Origin of the sequence: Microcoleus sp. Z1_A1 (assembly GCF_036700305.1) — a bacterium.
Lineage (GTDB): Bacteria > Cyanobacteriota > Cyanobacteriia > Cyanobacteriales > Microcoleaceae > Microcoleus.
In genome coordinates this window covers 72,828-91,141 of the sequence record NZ_JAUBOR010000027.1, presented here as the reverse complement: position 1 = coordinate 91,141, position 18,314 = coordinate 72,828, and the positions used below count along the sequence as shown (strand labels likewise).

Here is an 18,314-nt window from a genome sequence, read left to right as displayed (position 1 = left end):
GTCTACACAGTCTCTTATGCTTATTTTGTTAACTTTGTCAAGTTCATATTATACCAAATTAGATGAGCTTACCCTGCCATTTTTTTAAAGACTCACAGGCGAATTCACTGGTATTTTTACTATTTCTTAATGTTATATATCCTCGGTTTTGTTGAGAATCATAAACCCCATGTGGGCTCACTTTACCGTGACCTAAACTCCAAAAATCCCGATCGAAAGTAGTGACAGGTTCCTTTGTATAGAGAGTTCCCGGAGGATACAAATTTCCTAAAACTTTTTTCTTTTTGGTATCAAAACGGTTGGATAGGATTGCTGGCTTCTCTATACTCCGTATCCACTTTCGCAATATTTTAAAATTGAGCGTCACGATTTTCATTAATTACTATTATTTGTTTTTTGTTTTCGTTTCAAATACCAATGATTTTTTAATAGTTTTGCCACTAAGGAATGAGAATTAAATAACTTACAATCCGTGATGGTTCTTGTGGGATGGGCGTCCTGCTCGTCCAGAAAGGGCGGGCTATAAGCCCAACCCCTACTCCCCACTTTCAAGAGTGTAAATTATTTAATTCGCGATCGTAAGGGGAGACTAATGGTAAAACCTGCCGCTTGTATTGCAGAAGCTATTTCTTTATGGGTCAAATTAGTTTATTTGATTAACTCATTCATTGGGTTTCAGGCTGTGTGATTTTTTAAAATGTATAAAAATTCTGCATCAATGGCGATTTTAGTAGACAGAATACTTTTTCTTTCCCCTCCTCTCTTTCTGATCCTGGAACTATTCAGTGTCTCTGAGTCCATTTTTTCTAAATCTTCTATTACCTTGATGATAGTATTTCGACTGCATCCCAAAATTTGCATTACATACCTAATTCCACCCCATCCTAATTTTTGAGCTTAAGAAAGCTGCATATCTTCTTTTGTTTTTTTCTGATAATAATGATGTATAAAGTTTTTTAATTTTTGACTCAATTCAATTAGACTCAGACCGGGAGTTAAAAGTAAATTAGAAGAGTTAACTATAAAAATCAGTTGTGAGTTGTTCTCTGTAGGAGTAAAAATTGTCATCTCACACTTTATTTCATTATAACCGATAACTCATCAACTTATTTATTTTTCATTTCTAACTTCCTTAGATAGTGATGCTCAACTTTTAGGTCGAGCTCTCCGAAAACATTGGGGGATTGAAAATGAGGCTCATTGGGCTTTAGATTCTACCTTTGCTGAAGATGCCTGCCGGATTCGCTTTTTCCACAGTCCCCAGAATTTAGCTGTCCTGCGACGGCTCGCGCTCAATGCCTTCAATCGTGAACTGACTTACAAACGTAGTTTTAGACAAAAAATGAAAAGGGCAGCTATGGATAGTGATGATCTGATTCAAATTATTCGTTCTTGTTTTGCTGACAATATATTAGATTCTTTTGAGTCCTTTTGTCAAGGGTGATTGAGATGCTTTTACCATGTATTAATTCGCGGATTGGATGCTGAAAATTTACGGGAAATTGGTGTACGATCCGAGGGAAGAAGCTTTGGGAGTATCAAGCAATATCGGAAGATGAATTTGACTAAAAAAATCAAATAAAGGAGTGATGCAAAGTAACCTGGTTTTAAGGTAAAGAATGTCGATTTTGATTCGGCGTTGGGTAATAAGAAAGGGGGTAGCGAACCCGGATTGAGTATTATCAGTTTAACACTCCTCATAGCGAAGATTTTTGCGAGGAGACAGGGAATTAATTCCCTGTCTGGATTTCGGCAAAACGCGCTATTTTATCCACATTAATCAGAGTTTATCTCCGGTTAAAAATCGGGTTCTGCAGCCAAAAGCTCGATCGACAAATCCATCTGTTCCTTCCCCCGCGCCAAAAAGCTTTCGCACTGCTGCCAACACTCTACAGCCACCCCAAACTGCTCGAAAACCTCCTCTAGGGGCAACTCTCCCGATTCCACCCGATCGATAATTGCTTCAATTCGATCGACCGTTTCCTCATAATTCCAGTCAGACTGGCGCAACTGCGAATCAATCATAACTTGTCTTCCGCATCCAATACTTCTACAATCTTAACTTTCAGCCGGCCCCGACTCAACCTCACAGTCAATTCCTCTCCCAATTCCAAACCGTCAGTTGTGCGGACGATCGTACCGTCACTTTGGATTACCGCCGCATAACCCCTTTGCAAAACCGCCGCCGGATTCAGTGCGGATAACTTTTCTTGCAATACTTCCAGTTTACCAGTTGCCTGCCGCAAAGTTCGGGATGTCGCAGGCAAACGTTTTAATCGATTTTGTAACTGTTGCAAATGCTCTTCTTCTGCCTGAAATCTGGCCCGCACAGCACTTGCTAAATTGACCATTCGCTGCTTGTGTTCAAAGTAAATATCTGCTAAAATTGGTACAGCTTGAGCCGCCGCCGCAGTAGGAGTGTGGGCTCGTTTATCTGCTACTAAATCGGCGAGAGATTCGTCTCTTTCGTGCCCGATACCAGTGATAATTGGAATCGCACAATTGGCGATCGCCCTGACAACTCTCTCATCATTAAAACAAGCCAAATCTTCCGCCGCCCCGCCGCCCCGCCCTAACACGATCACCTCCGCCCTACCGTCCAATTCTACACGGGCGATCGCCCTAGCAATCGCAGCAGCAGCGAATTCCCCCTGCACTCCTGTCGGCGACAGCAACACCCGCAAACCCGGATATCTTTGGGCTAGAGTGCGCTGAATGTCTCCCCAAGCAGCGCCAGTATCGGATGTCACCACGGCCACAATTTGCGGGTGTGCGGGAATCGGGCGCTTTCGGGCGGGATCGAAGAAACCCTCAGCATCCAAGCGCGATCGCAATTGCTGCAACCGCAAAGCCTGCAATCCTTCCCCAGCCGGCAGCGATTGCACAACCGTCAACTGGTACTCGCCGCGATTTTTGTAAACCCGGATGCTTCCCAAAACCAGCAACTGTTCCCCTTTTGCGGGAATTTGCACCAATTTTGGCCGCTGAGAATTCCACACCACGCAGCGAATCGCAGCGCTTTTGTCGGTGTCGCAGAGAGTGAAAAAGCAGCCGCTGGGGTGGTGCGAAACGTTCGACACCTCGCCTGTCAGCCAAATTGATTGCAGGTTGCGATCGCCCTCCAACAAGTCTTGCAGGTAAGATGTTAGTCCAGCAACAGATAAAGCTGTATCGGGAAGAATTGAAGTCATCCAATTTTAGATTTTAGATTTTAGATATTAGATTTTAGATTTAGGCTACTATCAATGCTTCGGACAGTGTGTGATTGCCAAGCGTAAAATAAGGGTTTCAGGGCGATTGTGCAATCTCCTTCATAACGGAAAATCACTGATTTCAGAAGACAATCTAAAAATACTCCGGACTATTGTACTATATCTAAGGTAATTTATTTGTAGGCTGAGCGGGCGATCGTAAATTTAACTGCAAACAAACTAATGATATCAGATACAATGACTTCGATTAATGTGCTGCGCCAAGAGGCTGCGGCGATCGGCATTACTGAGGAAGAAGCCAGAAAATATGGCGACCTCCGACATAAAAGAACTTGGTCTTTGGCGATCGAACATCACCTCTCAATGCAAGATTTTGCCGTTGGCGAAGCCCTCGAAGAGGATCGCATAGAACAATCCTTCACAACTTCCGAACCCGATTCCTCCAGCGCACTCAACCACTCTCAGACTGAAGAGTCGAAAGACTATGGTATTCAGCTAACTGCGAACCTAGGCGAATCTAGAGTAACCAGGGAGAACCAAACAGCCTCTGTTGCTTCGCCACAACAGCAAGCAGTAGCAATCGGGCGATCGCCCGGTAATTCCGACCACCGCAGCGACCACAACCGAGGTTTTAAACAAGTAGTTCAAAATCATATTAAAGCATTAACAATCGCATCCGCCTCCCGCACAAATCTACTCCATTCACAACTGGGCAATTGGGTGTGTCCTGAGTGTGGGTCGGAGGGCGAACTGGGTTGTTACCTTTGCGCCGGAGAAGGCAATGTAGGGGACATTGCAGCTATTGGCTGGACGCTAGCTTATATGGAAATGTTGGGCTGTTCTGCTCGCGAAATTGAACCGTTGAGAAAAATTTCTCCTTCACTTAATATTCTGGAATTGAATTTAAAAGTTTGTGTTGCTATCAAACAAAGTAGCGAAGTTTTAGCCAGGACGGAGAAATGGGTAAGATTGAAGGAACAAGGAATGCACGACACTGATTTTGACACGGATACACGGATTAATTCTTAATGGTGATTCAGAAGTTAGAAGAAAAAACAACTATCAGTGTATCCGTGACTTTTGTGTCGTGCTGTTGGGCCTTAATATCAATAAAACTTCAAAATTCACTCATACCCACCTAAAAATTACTCCAAATTAAGTATTGATTCTAGCTTTTTCAAAGCAACTTCCAAATCGTCATTAACAACTTGGAAATCGAATTCCCCCGCCGCTTCAATTTCCTCTTTAGCCCGCACCAACCGACGGGCGATCGCAGTTTCAGAATCTTGACCCCGACTCCGCAGCCGGCGCTCCAACTCTTCCCAAGAAGGAGGTAAAATAAAAATTCGCAGCGCCTCTGGAAAATTATTCCTAATTTGCCTTGCCCCTTCCAGCTCAATTTCCAGGATTACCGATTTTCCCTCACCGATTCCTTGTTTAAGACCAAAATAAGGAGTACCGTAAAAATTACCGGCAAACTGGGCCCATTCCGCCAACTCTCCAGCCTCAACCATTTTTTCAAAACGGCTGCGGCTGACAAAATAATAGTGTTGTCCCTCAATTTCTCCCTCGCGGGGCTCACGAGTTGTCACCGATACCGAAAGATACAATTCGGAATGGCGATTGAGGAGCGATCGTACTAAGGTGCCTTTCCCCACACCGCTAGGCCCCGTCAGAACAATTAATTTACCAGATTTCATTTTTAGAAAAGAAACGTGTAACAATTTAAGTTTCTGCTTACTTTAGACCGTAAGCGCTCAAATTGCAACTGACAAACCTCAATCATCCCTACCTTGACCGTCTTTGCCGATCGCAAAACGATTAGCAACAGTTTCCGGCTGAATCGCCGAGAGGATGACGTGACTCGAATCTGTAATAATTACCGCCCTCGTGCGGCGGCCGTAAGTAGCGTCAACCAGTTGTCCCCGCTCCCGTGCATCAGTAATAATCCGCTTAATTGGCGCTGACTCAGGACTGACAATGGCAATCACTCGATTAGCAGACACAATGTTACCAAAACCGATATTAATTAATTGAATATCCATGAAATTCTTAATTTGTAGGTGAACGATTGACTATCAATCCTTACTTTTGATCATATAATATACAAAGATTTTTTCTGACAATCCTCAAATTAATCCCAACTAAGTTTTTTATTTCCTACCTAAAAATTTTACCCTTTTGACGCCTAGTACCCCGTTCTTTATCAAAAATTTAAAAAAGACTCGCTGTTGTCGCTCTATCTTAAAGATTCAGTAAAAGCGTCGATTTTGAGTTGCAAATGATAGCATTAGCTGTATCGAGACAACATCCAGTAAATGTTGCGAAATATAAATTTAATTTCCCAGATAGCAATACTCCGGACAGTTTTTAAGGATCGCGAATTAAATAACTTACAATTTTAATTGTTATTGTGGGATGGGCTCTTATAGCCCGTCATGAGTGGACGGGCTATAAGAGCCCATCCCACTTTCAAGAGTGGAAGTTATTTAATTCTCATTCCTTACTGGAGTAAGCGTAACAGCAAACTTTATGACAGCGAAACCTCTAAATCCTTAAAACGGCAAAACCATAAATGTGGGGAATATGGCTTAAAAATGCTAGGCGATGAAAGGGTTAATCTACATCATGTAGACGGCAACCATAGTAACTCGAAAATAAACAGCCTTCTAGCGGTTCACTCTCATCTATCACGATTATATTCACATGAGCAAAAGCGAAAGCTGAGAACATCGGGCTCTGTATGCGGAGAAATTCGCACGTACATATCTAAATGGGAGGGGCAGGGAATAATATCTCCCCTCCACCCAACCAATTCTCAAGTGCTTTTGTCAAGCATGATTGAGAGCCTCTTACCCTGCAATCATAAGATTGCACTTTCGCACTTTTAATGATTGTAACTTGAGATAATTACCCGCCACCCTTTTTTTTCGGTATTTTTGGAGGGCTGACATAGCGCGCCCAAAAAGGTTCTTCCATATCTTTCATCGCTGCTAGTTTTTGGCGCTCTTCCTCTATGCGCTTGCGTTCTGAAAGATTAGAAAATATGTTGATACTGCCGACAGTTTGGCCGCCCGCATCTCGCACAGGTGCGGCCCAAAGCCAAACATCGATCGAACTACCGTCTTTTTTCAACAAAGATATTTCCAAACCGTTTTGCGGTTTGCCATTAGACGCAGACTTTAGCAGCGCGTAAAAATCTTGCTTTTGGCCTTCAGGAATATTCGGTAAAGGTTTCCCTAAAACCTCAGCCGCAGCCCAGCCAAAAAGTTGTTCGGCGGCGCGGTTCCAAACAACGGTATTGCCGTCATTGCTGGTACAGTTAATCGCCAGCGGCGCCGATGCTATCTGGGCTTGCAAAACTTGGTTAACGAGTTGCAGTTTCAATTCTACTTGCTTGCGATCGGTAATTTCCTGACAAGCGCCCCACAACCGGACAACCCGTTCAGCAGTTTTGTCCCACACCACTTGCCAGTAGTCCCGCACCCAGCGCACCTCGCCTTTTTGATTAATAATGCGATACTCATTAGCTCCAGTGCGGCTGAAAGTACAGCCTTCTAACTGTTTAATTAACATTTCCCTGTCGTCGGGATGAACGAGTTCGGAGTTCCACCAACCAAACGATTCTAATTCTTCAGGAACGCAACCGGTGCAGCGCTCAAAAGCTTCTGTCGCCCACTCGCAGGCGAACTTGCCATCGGGAAGTCCCTTAAAAGAATAGGCAAAATCCGAAGTAATTTGCGACATAACTCTGTAGTGCAGTTCCGAATCTCGGACAGCGACTTCCGCTTGCTTTCGTTCCCCTATTTCCCGCGAATTAATTATAATTCCCTGCACGCTAGAATCGTAAAGCAAACTGTTACCTATTGACTCCATGTAGATCCAAGAACCGTCAGCGTGGCGTTTCCGATATTCGATTGCCCCCCCAATTCCGGGAGCTTCTAACAACTTACCAAAATACGTCTGCCAAGCTAGCAAATCGTCTGGATGGATTAACTCGCCGTGAAATTTGCCAATTCTATCTTCTGGGTTGTAGCCCAAAAGCCGCTGTAGAGAGCCGCTGTGGTATCTAACTCGCCCATCGGAGCCGACAATGCTAATTAGATCGGGAGAATTACGCAGCATAGCTTGCAGTTTGGCTTCACTTTTAGTTAAGGCTTGAGTGTCCCTGCGATGCTGGCTGATTTGTTTTTCCAACTGCTCCCGTAGCTGTCTGATTTGCCCTACTTGCTGGGCTACAGTGCGCTCCAATAGGCGATTGTTTTTTTCAATTTTAACCAGCTTTGCCGCGTTATTTGTGGCGCTTTCAAACAAGCGGCTGCCTGCAATTTCCTGTAGAGAATTTGATAAATCTTCCAAAGTTTTTGTGAAAATTGCCTGTTGCGGGTGTGGCAATTCCCTAGCTTGTTCCTGCAATGTTTCTAAGTGTTTGTAGACAGTTTCTAGCATTTTATTAAGGGGGGAATCTAATAGTTGCCGGCGGGTGCAACCCCTAAAAAGCGGACACAAGTTTTTTCAACATAACCCATAACTAAGACTGGTGTGTGGCGATCGACCCATCGCGCTCTCAATAACCAGGCATTTTGGGACTTTCTCTTCAAATCATAGCAACCGATAGAGAAAGTAAATTCTTGTTGCGCCCTAATTGCCAGCCCAGCCGCACCCCCAAGAAGTGATCGCCAGGAGTGCGGGTAACTCTCCTACCCAGTGAATGTAGGGCTTCTCGCGGTTAAGCTAAACTAGATGGGTGTCAAGAGAAAGAGGGATTTATGACAGAGCAAGCCAACGCTCGCGATTTGTTTCGCGCTGCTTACGAACACCGCTATACCTGGGATGCCAATTTTCCCGGTTACAGTGCCGATATTGAACTCAAACAGGGCGACGAAGTATATACGGGTCATGTTTCCATCAAACCCGACATGAGCGTGGAAGTCAGCGGCATTGAAGATGAGGAAGTGCAGCAAAGCGTCTACACCCAAATGCGTGATATTGTCACCCACCGCAAACGATCGACATTTGAAAAATCTCACGGCAAAAATAGCTTTACCCTGGGCGAGAAGGACAGCACCGACGCTGTGGACATCTTGGTGCAAGGCGACTCAATGGGCTCGAATTATAAAATCCGAGGTCTCTCAATTTGTCAAGTCAGCCGGGTGATGGGCCGGATGGCTTTCGTAATTGACACGCACAAAAGCTTAGAGACACCCGAAGGTTCTTTGGCTACCCACTACGATGCCGTTTTCCGCAACCCCCAAACAGACGAAATTATCAAAGAACTCGAATTTGAAGATACCTTTGAGAAGATAGGCGACTATTATGTCATGACAAAGCAAGTAGTTCGAGCCAAAGAAAAAGGTCAACTGACAACAACCGAGTTCAACTACTCCCACGTCAAACTGCTAGAACCAGCAGTAGTGTAGCGCCCTCAAAAACCCGATTTCTTAAATAAAAGGGTTTTTTTGGTTAACGTATCAGAATCAACTTGATTTGGCGGCAAGTAACGCTACGATCGAACGAGAGAGCTAATTGGGATCGAGCATCAGCGTGACAGAAACCGGGTTTCCTGCCGCGGGCTCACCTGAGTGCCTAAGTCTTTGATCAAAAAACCCGGTTTCTTAAATCCCGCGCGGGTTGAGAATGCTGCCCTTGAGTCAAATCGAACTTTCATCACCTGCAAAAAATCATCACAGAGGCGAAATATGACACTAGCACTAACCAGAGATAACGTCGAAACAGTTCTCGATGAAATGCGCCCCTACCTGATATCCGACGGTGGCAACGTCGAACTCGTAGAAATTGACGGCCCAGTGGTACACCTGAGACTGCAAGGAGCTTGTGGCTCTTGCCCGAGTTCCACAATGACTCTGAGAATGGGGATTGAACGTCGCCTGCGCGAGGCTATCCCAGAAATTGCCGAAGTCGAACAGGTAATGTAATTAGTCAGTTGGCAATTGGTAGTTGGCAATTGGTAGTTGGCAGTTGACGGTTGACGGTTGACGGTTGACTGTTACCAATTACCAGTTGACGGTTGACTGTTGGCAGTTGGCTGTTAACAGTTGGCTGTTACCAATTACCAGTTGACTGTTGACTGTTACCAATTACCCAATTTAATTGCCAATTACCAATTACCCAATTTAATTACCAATTACCAATTACCAATTACCAAATTCAATTACCAATTACTAAATTCAATGTCTCACCCCCTTTATGTAGCCTTCATTTGGCACCAACACCAACCGCTCTACAAATCCAGAGTATCCGCTAGCGCAGGAGCAGCTCAGTACCGACTGCCTTGGGTGCGCTTGCACGGAGTCAAAGACTACTTGGATTTAGTGCTCCTCCTGGCAAAATATCCCAAGCTTCATCAAACCGTAAACTTGGTTCCCTCCTTGATTTTGCAGATAGAAGACTGCATCGCAGATAAAGCATTAGACCCTTACTTGACGGTGACATTAAAGTCAGCAGAAATTTTAACCCTCCCAGAACAAGAGTTCATTTTAGAACACTTTTTTGACGCCAATTACCACACTCTGATTCAGCCACACCCCCGCTACGCTCAACTCTACACTCAGCGGCAGGAAAAAGGCATTCAGTGGTGTTTGGAAAACTGGAAATTGCAGGATTTTAGCGACTTGCTGGCCTGGCACAATTTAGCTTGGATTGACCCGCTGTTTTGGGACGACCCGGAGATTGCAGGGTGGCTGAAACAAGGACAAAATTTTAGTTTGGTAGACAGAAAAAACATCTACTCAAAACAAAAAGAAATCCTCGCTCGCATCATCCCCCAGCACCGTAAAATGCAAGCTGAGGGACAGTTGGAAGTCTCCACAACCCCCTACACGCACCCGATTTTACCGCTGCTTGCTGACACTAATGGCGGCCGCATAGCTATTCCAAACATGACGCTGCCACAACACCGGTTTCAGTGGGAAGAAGATATTCCCCGACACCTGAGAAAAGCCTGGGAAATGTATGAAGACCGGTTTGATTGCCAACCGCGCGGTTTGTGGCCGTCGGAACAAGCAGTCAGCCCGGAAATTTTGCCCTACATTGCCAAACAAGGCTTTAAATGGATAGTCTCGGACGAAGCAGTTTTGGGGTGGACAATTAAACACTTTTTCCACCGCGACGCGACAGGGAATGTCTACGAACCAGAATTCTTATATCGCCCTTACCGTTTAGAAACTCCTGACGGGGATTTAGCCATAGTATTTAGAGACCACAGATTGTCGGACTTGATCGGGTTTACCTACGGTTCGATGGAACCGGAAAAAGCAGCATCAGATTTAGTGGGACACTTAGAGGCGATCGGCAGAACTCTCAAAAACCGACAGTCAGGCGGCCAAACAGCTTTAGAAAATCCCTGGTTAGTGACGATCGCCCTCGACGGCGAAAATTGCTGGGAATTCTATCCCCAAGACGGCAAACCGTTCTTAGAATCCCTCTATCAAACTCTCAGCGACAATCCAGATATCAAATTAGTCACAGTCTCGGAATTTCTCGACAAATTCCCAGCAACCGAAACAATTCCCGCAGCCCAACTGCACACTGGTTCCTGGGTGGACGGTTCTCTCACAACTTGGATCGGCGATCCCGCGAAAAATCGCGCTTGGGACTTGTTAGAGCCTGCGAGACAAATGCTGGCAAACCATCCAGAGGCCACAGAAGAAAGCAACCCAGAAGCTTGGGAAGCGCTGTATGCGGCCGAAGGTTCCGACTGGTTCTGGTGGTTTGGCGAAGGCCACACGTCGAACCAAGATGCCATGTTCGACCAGCTATTTCGCGAACACGTAGCGGCGATTTACGAAGCTCTCGGCGAGCCTGTACCCCCGGAAGTGCGGCGGCAAGTAGAGGTGCACTCTGTTCAAGGCGACCACCTGCCGCTGAGCTTTATTCACCCGGTGATTGACGGTATCGGCAACGAACAGGATTGGGACAAAGCCGGTCGGATTGAAGTTGGGGGAGCAAGGGGTACGATGCACCGGAGTTCGGCAATTCAGCGCCTTTGGTACGGCGTTGACCACTTGAATTTTTACATTCGTGCCGACTTCAAGGTAGGGGTGCGGCCGGGAATTGATTGCCCGCAGCAGTTAAATTTGTTCTGGTTTTATCCCGATCGCACCATGCACAACAGTCTGATTCCGCTGTCGGGTTTGCCTGACGAAGCACCGCTAAACTATAGATACCACCATCAGTTAGAGATTAATTTGCTGACGAAATCGATTTGGTTTCAGGAAGCAGAAGATGGCGATCGGTGGCTGCCCCGCATTAGCCGCGCCCAAGTGGGAGTGGATAAATGTTTGGAGGTAGCAGTGCCCTGGGCGGATTTGCAGATTATGCCCGACTGGCAGGTGAGGCTGATTGCGGTTTTATCGGATGGGAGTAGTTACTCTACCTGTATGCCGTTCGATTCTTTGATTCCGATCGGAATGCCGTAAAAAGTCATTAGTCATTAGGCTGTAGGGGCGGGTTTCACCAGCTTTCATAGAACTGCTAACCCAAATAAATATAAACCCGCCCCCTGAATTAGTCATTAGTCATTAGTGATTTTTTGAACCAACAAACAATTAAATAATTATCAAATTATATCCAATTGGGGATTCTACTCTGGCTGCCTAATGCCTTGATAATTTCGGTCGCATCCGGTCGAGCGAAAACTATAAAATATGTCTGTAATGAGGGCTTCATCACTCATGAAAAAGAGGAATAAAGTCATCACTACAAACCTTATTGTAATAGTTATTTTACCGGAAATCATATCATTAGTCATGGGGAAATTAACAAACTAATGAGCCGCATTTTACTATTGGTCGATCGCCACCAACAACTTAATTTGCCGATCGCCCACCTCAACACCGAGCATGAGGTGATTGTACTCGATCGCGCTTTAAATCCCAACTCCGAATTTCCCATTCCCCAAATCGCTTTTGACTTGTGCATTCTCGACGAGGCCTCTTTCGATCGCATCGGGCCGCTGGTAGAATCATTAAAAACTGCCGCCGAACCGATATTTTTACCGTTCTTGCTGGTTAGTCAATCCCAAACGCCTGCTCTTTCTGAGCAGCCATTTTCGCAGCAGCCCAAACAACTCGAACGCAGAATAGACGATTTGATAGTAAGTCCCGTCGAACTCGCCCAACTGCATTGGCGGGTAGAGAATTTGTTGGCCCGCAGGCGGCAGTCGCTAGAAATCCACAGACTTCAGGAAATAATTAAAGAACGGACTTTTACAGAAAGTTTGTTAAAGGACTCGCTGCAAACGGCAAACGAAAACCTGCAACGGGAAATCGCCAAGCGGGCCGAGGTAGAAACTGCACTGCGAGAAAACTCCTATCTCAACTTGCTGATGAATGCCATGCCAGATATTGTCTGCTTCAAAGATGGCGAGGGCAGGTGGCAGGAGGCAAATCAAGCGATATTGGAAGTGTTCGAGCTAGAAAAAATAGACTACCGTGGCCTTAAAGATTCTCAGCTAGGAGAACTCAGCAGTTTTTACCGCGAGGCGTTACAGGCTTGCGAGGTGAGCGATCGAGAAGCGTGGGAAAAAGGTAAGCTTTCTAGGGGGGAAGAAATGATTCCCCGATCGGACGGTACTGTGAATATCTACGACGTGATTAAAGTACCCGTATTTCACCCCGACGGCAGACGCAAAAGTATCGTGATTTTGGGCCGCGACATCACCGAATACAAGCAAGCTAGAGACGAACTCGTGCGCTTGGCGTCGATTGTCGAGTCTTCCGATGACGGCATCGTCAGCAAAACCCTCACCGGGACAATTCAGAGCTGGAACACAGGAGCAGAGAAGATTTATGGCTACTGTGCGGCGGAAATCAAGGGGAAGTCTATAGAGATTCTAGCCATACCCGAACGCCCCAAGGAAATGCCTCAAATATTGGAAAATATTAGAGCTGGAGCCACCATCGACCATTATGAAACCGTACACTTGCGGAAAGATGGCCAACAGATAGATGTCTCCCTCACGATTTCTCCGATTAAAGACGCGACTGGAGCGGTAACGGGCGTTTCGACAATCTCTCGCGACATCAGCGACAGCAAGCGAGTCGAAAAAGCCTTTGAACAACTCCGCCACCAAACAGAAATGATTTTGTTCTCCGCAGGAGAAGGAATTTGCGGGTTGAACAAACAGGGAAAAGTAACTTTTGTCAATCCTGCGGCGGTGAGAATGGCTGGGTGCGAATTGAAGCAATTGATCGATCGACCACTCTATGAAAGCTTACACCGTTCACAGCAAGAATGCTCAAGGGCGATCGAGCAACTGTCACCTGCAACAGACATCAATTCAGGGTCGGAACTTGTCCCACACTGCGCCGCACAGCAGGCGGGCAAACTGCTGCCGAACCGGGTAAGTTCTCAAATTTTAGCCACCTTGGAAGACGGAGAGGCGCGGCGCGTCACCGATGAGATTTTTTGGCGGCGAGACGGCAGCAGTTTTCCGGTTGAGTACGTTGTCGCTCCGATGCGAGAACAAGGCGAAATTATTGGAGCTGTAGTGACTTTTAAAGATATCACGGAGCAGCTTGCCGTCGAGCGCATGAAAGATGAATTCATCTCTGTTGTCAGCCACGAACTGCGGACGCCGATGACCTCGATTCACGGCGCCCTCGGCCTCCTCAACAGCGGCCTGCTCGACGCTTACCCCCAGAAAGCTAAGCGGATGCTGGAGATTGCTGTCACTAATACTGACCGCTTGGTGCGCTTGGTCAACGACATCCTAGATTTAGAGCGGATGGAGTCGAGTTACAGCACTGCCGTCAAACAAACTTGCAATGTGGCTGAGCTGATGTTGCAGGCGGCTGACGAGATGCAGGGAATGGCGAAGCCGGCGGGAGTTACTCTGTCGGTGAAGCCTGTGGGGGCGCAATTGCAAGCTGTTCCCGATCGGCTAATTCAAGCCTTGACAAATTTACTAAGTAATGCTATAAAATTTTCTCCCTCCGGCGCTACGGTTTGGCTGAGCGGGGAGTTGAGCCACAATCTGGATTTGGCAGAAAAAGCAGCCCACAAGTCGGTGTCGTCTCCGTCTTTGTTGTCTCCTGAGCCGGCCGCCGCGCCTCCGCATATGCCAGTTCCGACCTCGTGGTACATCGTGATTGCTGTGAAAGACCAAGGGCGGGGTATTCCGCCAGACAAACTGGAGATGGTCTTTGAACGCTTTCAACAAGTTGATGCTTCTGATTCTCGCCAGAAAGGAGGTACTGGTTTGGGGCTGGCTATTTGTCGCAGTATCGTGGAGCAGCACGGCGGGCGGATGTGGGTGGAGAGCGTTGTGGGGGAGGGCAGCACTTTTTTCTTAAGTCTGCCACTTCTTGCGGGAGGGGCTGGCAACTGAAAGTTAATTTCTACCCAGGTGTACGCAAAGTTAATGATTTTGTGCAGATTGTTTGATCGAGTCAATCGATTTTAGATTTTAGATTTTAGATTTTAGATTAAAGAATTGAAGTATTGAAGTATTGACGCCACGGATAAATACGTTAGGCAAGTTGCATCGGATACAGGTTTTTTATTTCTGGACGGATGAATCCGGGGGCTTGTATCCTGGATGCTTGATTGTCACCGACAAACAATCTCAGCCTTTTGGATTAATCGGGGACTGCGAGCAAAAATCTCGATTAGAGGTGGAAAAGCGGCTTTTTTTGGGGGGGAGATTTTACAGCAACCGCGCCCGAAGGTTAGGATATTCTTAATTGTTGAAACTCAGGCGGTCGATTGCAACGGAGGTGTTCTTTTTTCCTTCTTTTTACCCGGTCGCGAAGTCTCCGGGAGCCGAAAGGCCTTCAACATCTGCTATACAGTTTTGAAAATTTACTGTAAAGTCCGATCGGGTAAGATAATTTGCTTTACAAAATATTCACATTTCGCCTCTAATCTGCGATCAGTTCTCTTTTCTAAAAAAATGTTAATTTTGACTGCCAAGCGCATCTTGGTTATTGACGATGCGGAAGATATTCGGGAAGTAGCTCAAGTCAGTCTTGAGCTGGTGGGGGGCTGGGAAGTCCTGACAGCGAGTTCTGGCCGCGAGGGTGTTGCTAAGGCTCTTGCCGAACAGCCTGATGCTATTCTATTGGACGTGATGATGCCCGACCAAGACGGGCCTACTACTTTTCAACAGTTACAAGCTAATAAGGCTACGCAGCACATTCCGGTAATTTTATTGACAGCTAAGGCTCTGGCTGGGGACAGGCGGATGTTCGCTGATTTGGGGGTGGTGAGCGTGATTGCTAAGCCTTTTGAACCGATGTTTTTGGCGGATCAGGTCGCTGAGGCTTTGGGCTGGAAGCAAGAATAGATCGATCGCGCGCATTGAATTGTGCAGCTTTTCAAGCAGTAGTTTTGCAGGCAAAGAGAGTTAAAAAAACTTGGTTTCTTGGATATGGTTCCTTAGATCGAATTAGGGCGATCGGACAGGATATATGTAGCAATTTAGACCCCGCACCTTTGGTCCGGTCAGCTTAAGACTCAAAACCTCAGTCCGGTATCAGTTTCCACCCTATCGGTATTGGGGTGAAATTGATACCAATAGGGATGCCTAAGTCCCTATTGGTAGTGCGTCCATTTAACCGAATTCGGCCTCAGCCATGAACTCAGTATTCCTACTGATTTATCCGCGAAATATAAGCTGGCAGGATTATTTTACTTTTTGTAACAACTCACTCGTCTTCATAAGTTCTTCAGGTTTTAGTTTTATGTTTAAGCAGAACGTCAGGGATCGCTCCTGACTGTTGGCAGACACATTGGGAGAAGACGATTATGCCCTCAGCTTACATTTTGCTACTAATAGTTTCTCTGGCAGCAGTCTGGATTTACTGGCAAACCTCTCAAGATATTTTTGTTCTTGTGGCTTGGGCCGGGCTGGGTTGTTTTATTTGGGGTTTCTCTTGGGCTCCTTGGAGCGTTCAGCTTTTGATTGTGGTGTTACTCTTGGGCCTCCAAAAGTGCTACTTGCGCGACGCCCAAAGCTATGAGTGAAAAAAAATTTTTATTTTTGTGCCTGGAATTGAGATGTGCAGGCTTTCGTGAATCTCTCTAATGATTGGGTTATCGCTCCATATCTTCAAAAAAGGTTTAAAATATCATGAATAGTTGCCCTTGTTGCTCCTCTAAATTGCTCCGCCACGCTCGCCACAATCGCGTTTATTGGTTCTGCTCGCACTGCTGGCAGGAAATGCCGGATCTGTCGGAGATGATTTTACGTAACAGCGTGCGGAATCACAAACGCGATGGTTTGGTGAAGGTTGCGAGTTTGACTCCTAAATTGAGGATTTTTGATTCTGTAGAAATTGCTTAGTTTCCTGGAGTTAGTCTCGCGATAAATATTGAGACTGAAAAGATTTTTGTTTGTGCCCTCAGTGGGATTTTTGGATAAAAAATGCACTCATCCCCTTCCGTGTGAAGTGAAGGGGACTTATTAGCGGGGGGGATGAGTGCACTTGTGATGGGGTCGATCGCCCTACAGAATTTCAGCTATTGTATGCAGTTAAGCTGATTACATCAAACCGATTTGAGAGAGAATGCCTTGACCGGTGATGTATTCGGTAGCTAGGCCGATAACGAAGCCCAACATTGCCAAACGGCCGTTCCAGGTTTCAGCAAACTCAGTGAAGCCAACTTTTGCGTCTTTGTTTTCCATGACCATAAACCTCGTTTAATTTCAACCTTATGTAACTAAACTTAACACAGCAGTATAAAGTTTGCAACATATTTTTACATTGGGTTTTTACGACTTAGGCATGGGGGCCCAGAAACCGGGTTTTTTACCCAATCTGCGGGCTGTAACGCGTTTTCTCGTAAAAAACCCGGTTTCTTTGGTTGTGATGCGTCCAGGACTGTCTGAAAAAAATCAGGTAAATGTACCACTAGCCCTTGACATCCGATACTTAAACTGTTATGTTCCAATGATACAGCTCAGATAGACACCCGCATTCAAAAGCAAAGAGTGTTGGTTAAGTCGTCTCAGCGGTAGGATGTGCAGATTTCGGGTAAGCGTCCTAAAGCCCCGTTGATATAGACATTCAAGTTAATGTCGTTTCAACTGGAATAAATAGGTCAGTTGGCACGACATTTGTTTGAATTTCTATATCAACGGGTTTTTAGGACGCCTGTCCGAAATCTGCATATCCTATCGCTGAGACGCTAACCAAGCAAGTACATACTAAATTAATAGTGTGTAAGTCAAGAGTTTTGTTAAATGGGAAATGTCCCTCTTGAGCAAACTCAAAAACAATACTTCTTTGGTTAGATGCTTAATTTATTGATGCTGTCCTGCAAACCTAGTTTTAGGACACATAAAAATGAAGAAAAATCATTCAGCAATTGGCAAAGAAACAAAGCAGTCTCAGGCTTTAGTCTCTATTTTCTGCGATCTGCAGAACGTCCTCGACTTAACGCAAAAACAAGCTGAATTATTGGTCGCTTTTGCCAAATCAAAAGGGCGTTTAGATTGTCTCAAAGCTTACTATAACTCGCAGTATGAAAATCAATTGCTAGCCAAGAATCAATTAGAGTATCTGGGTTTTCAGGGCGTTGATGTTCCCTCCCACAAGAACAGTGCAGATAAACAATTGATCTTTGACTGCATTAAACGAGTTGCCATCAAACCTTCTCCTGAGATAATTATCCTAGTGTCAGGAGATCGGGATTTTGCAGGTTTAATCAGTGTGATGCTTGAGCTTGGAAAAAAAGTCATAGTTTTTGCACAGCGCTGTAGAGCAAACAAAAAACTGATTAAGCTAGTTGGTGATGATAACTTTCATTATATAGACGAGCTGCCTAGTTTGTTCGCAGGGAATACTCAGAATAAAGCAGATAAATTATCTGCATAAAGTTACACAGTCCGCCAGGGAATGAATTCCCTGTCTAATAGCTAAAGTCGGTTAAAACCGACTGACATACAGTTAAAAAAGACACAATCTTCAGTCCTCTTCAGAGGACTTTAGCTATGAGCCAGGGGTTTTAACCCCTGGCGGACTGGCGGACTAACGGACTAACGGACTAATAGTATAACGGCCAAATATCTGTTAAAAATTACCCCGCCGCAGATAGCAAAAATCCAGTTTATTTGATAAACTAGATTCTCCAAACCTA

At 45.6% G+C, this 18,314-nt stretch carries 17 protein-coding genes; 10 read left to right on the top strand and 7 right to left on the bottom strand.

What is annotated here, in order from left to right:
* Window positions 1–58: 58 nt before the first annotated feature.
* A complete protein-coding gene (locus tag QT973_RS18340) occupies window positions 59–376 on the bottom strand; it encodes an ISAzo13-like element transposase-related protein (protein ID WP_333055873.1) in 318 nt (105 codons plus the stop codon).
* Window positions 377–1,093: 717 nt separating this feature from the next.
* Here QT973_RS18340 and QT973_RS27085 point away from each other — a divergent pair.
* Complete coding sequence (locus tag QT973_RS27085) at window positions 1,094–1,444, top strand: ISAs1 family transposase (protein WP_445243083.1); 351 nt, start codon at window positions 1,094–1,096, stop codon at window positions 1,442–1,444.
* 353 nt (window positions 1,445–1,797) lie between these two features.
* On the opposite strand, the gene xseB is transcribed toward QT973_RS27085, so the two are convergent.
* Window positions 1,798–2,025 (bottom strand): exodeoxyribonuclease VII small subunit, encoded by a 228-nt coding sequence (xseB, locus tag QT973_RS18335; protein ID WP_190740787.1) that lies wholly within the window; start codon window positions 2,023–2,025, stop codon window positions 1,798–1,800.
* Window positions 2,022–3,191 carry an exodeoxyribonuclease VII large subunit gene (gene xseA, locus QT973_RS18330; protein ID WP_333055874.1) on the bottom strand — a complete coding sequence of 390 codons (1,170 nt, stop codon included), beginning with the start codon at window positions 3,189–3,191 and terminating at the stop codon, window positions 2,022–2,024. Before xseA ends, xseB begins: the two co-directional genes overlap by 4 nt.
* Before the next feature lie 258 nt (window positions 3,192–3,449).
* Between xseA and QT973_RS18325 the strand changes: the two genes are divergently transcribed.
* Complete coding sequence (locus QT973_RS18325) at window positions 3,450–4,241, top strand: hypothetical protein (RefSeq protein WP_333055875.1); 792 nt, start codon at window positions 3,450–3,452, stop codon at window positions 4,239–4,241.
* Between the two features lie 116 nt (window positions 4,242–4,357).
* Here QT973_RS18325 and gmk read toward each other — a convergent pair whose 3' ends face one another.
* From gmk to QT973_RS18310, 3 genes are all read right to left on the bottom strand, one after another.
* Entirely contained in the window at window positions 4,358–4,912 is a 555-nt protein-coding gene (gmk, locus tag QT973_RS18320; RefSeq protein WP_333055876.1) for a guanylate kinase, read from the bottom strand.
* Between the two features lie 78 nt (window positions 4,913–4,990).
* Window positions 4,991–5,257 (bottom strand): extracellular matrix/biofilm regulator RemA, encoded by a 267-nt coding sequence (gene remA, locus QT973_RS18315; RefSeq protein ID WP_172193250.1) that lies wholly within the window; start codon window positions 5,255–5,257, stop codon window positions 4,991–4,993.
* Between the two features lie 865 nt (window positions 5,258–6,122).
* Window positions 6,123–7,661 (bottom strand): PAS domain S-box protein, encoded by a 1,539-nt coding sequence (locus QT973_RS18310; RefSeq protein ID WP_333055877.1) that lies wholly within the window; start codon window positions 7,659–7,661, stop codon window positions 6,123–6,125.
* Between the two features lie 320 nt (window positions 7,662–7,981).
* Between QT973_RS18310 and QT973_RS18305 the strand changes: the two genes are divergently transcribed.
* From QT973_RS18305 to QT973_RS18275, 7 genes are all read left to right on the top strand, one after another.
* Window positions 7,982–8,632, top strand: coding sequence for a DUF3386 domain-containing protein (locus tag QT973_RS18305; protein ID WP_333055878.1), 651 nt, complete (start codon window positions 7,982–7,984; stop codon window positions 8,630–8,632).
* Window positions 8,633–8,911: 279 nt separating this feature from the next.
* Complete coding sequence (locus QT973_RS18300; protein ID WP_006632519.1) at window positions 8,912–9,148, top strand: NifU family protein; 237 nt, start codon at window positions 8,912–8,914, stop codon at window positions 9,146–9,148.
* Window positions 9,149–9,403: 255 nt separating this feature from the next.
* Window positions 9,404–11,650 carry a glycoside hydrolase gene (locus QT973_RS18295; protein ID WP_333208143.1) on the top strand — a complete coding sequence of 749 codons (2,247 nt, stop codon included), beginning with the start codon at window positions 9,404–9,406 and terminating at the stop codon, window positions 11,648–11,650.
* Between the two features lie 350 nt (window positions 11,651–12,000).
* On the top strand, window positions 12,001–14,562 hold the full coding sequence (locus QT973_RS18290) for a PAS domain S-box protein (RefSeq protein ID WP_333055880.1): 2,562 nt from the start codon (window positions 12,001–12,003) through the stop codon (window positions 14,560–14,562).
* A 564-nt stretch (window positions 14,563–15,126) separates the two neighbouring features.
* Window positions 15,127–15,519 (top strand): response regulator, encoded by a 393-nt coding sequence (locus QT973_RS18285; RefSeq protein WP_333055881.1) that lies wholly within the window; start codon window positions 15,127–15,129, stop codon window positions 15,517–15,519.
* A 461-nt stretch (window positions 15,520–15,980) separates the two neighbouring features.
* Complete coding sequence (locus tag QT973_RS18280) at window positions 15,981–16,199, top strand: hypothetical protein (RefSeq protein WP_333055882.1); 219 nt, start codon at window positions 15,981–15,983, stop codon at window positions 16,197–16,199.
* Window positions 16,200–16,305: 106 nt separating this feature from the next.
* The gene (locus QT973_RS18275) at window positions 16,306–16,518 is read left to right on the top strand and encodes a hypothetical protein (RefSeq protein ID WP_333055883.1); all 213 of its coding nucleotides are present in this window, start codon (window positions 16,306–16,308) and stop codon (window positions 16,516–16,518) included.
* Between the two features lie 198 nt (window positions 16,519–16,716).
* On the opposite strand, the gene QT973_RS18270 is transcribed toward QT973_RS18275, so the two are convergent.
* Entirely contained in the window at window positions 16,717–16,860 is a 144-nt protein-coding gene (locus QT973_RS18270) for a chlorophyll a/b-binding protein (protein ID WP_096831166.1), read from the bottom strand.
* Between the two features lie 661 nt (window positions 16,861–17,521).
* Between QT973_RS18270 and QT973_RS18265 the strand changes: the two genes are divergently transcribed.
* Window positions 17,522–18,052, top strand: a complete 531-nt coding sequence (locus QT973_RS18265; protein ID WP_333208141.1) for an NYN domain-containing protein — start codon at window positions 17,522–17,524, stop codon at window positions 18,050–18,052.
* Window positions 18,053–18,314 lie beyond the last annotated feature (262 nt).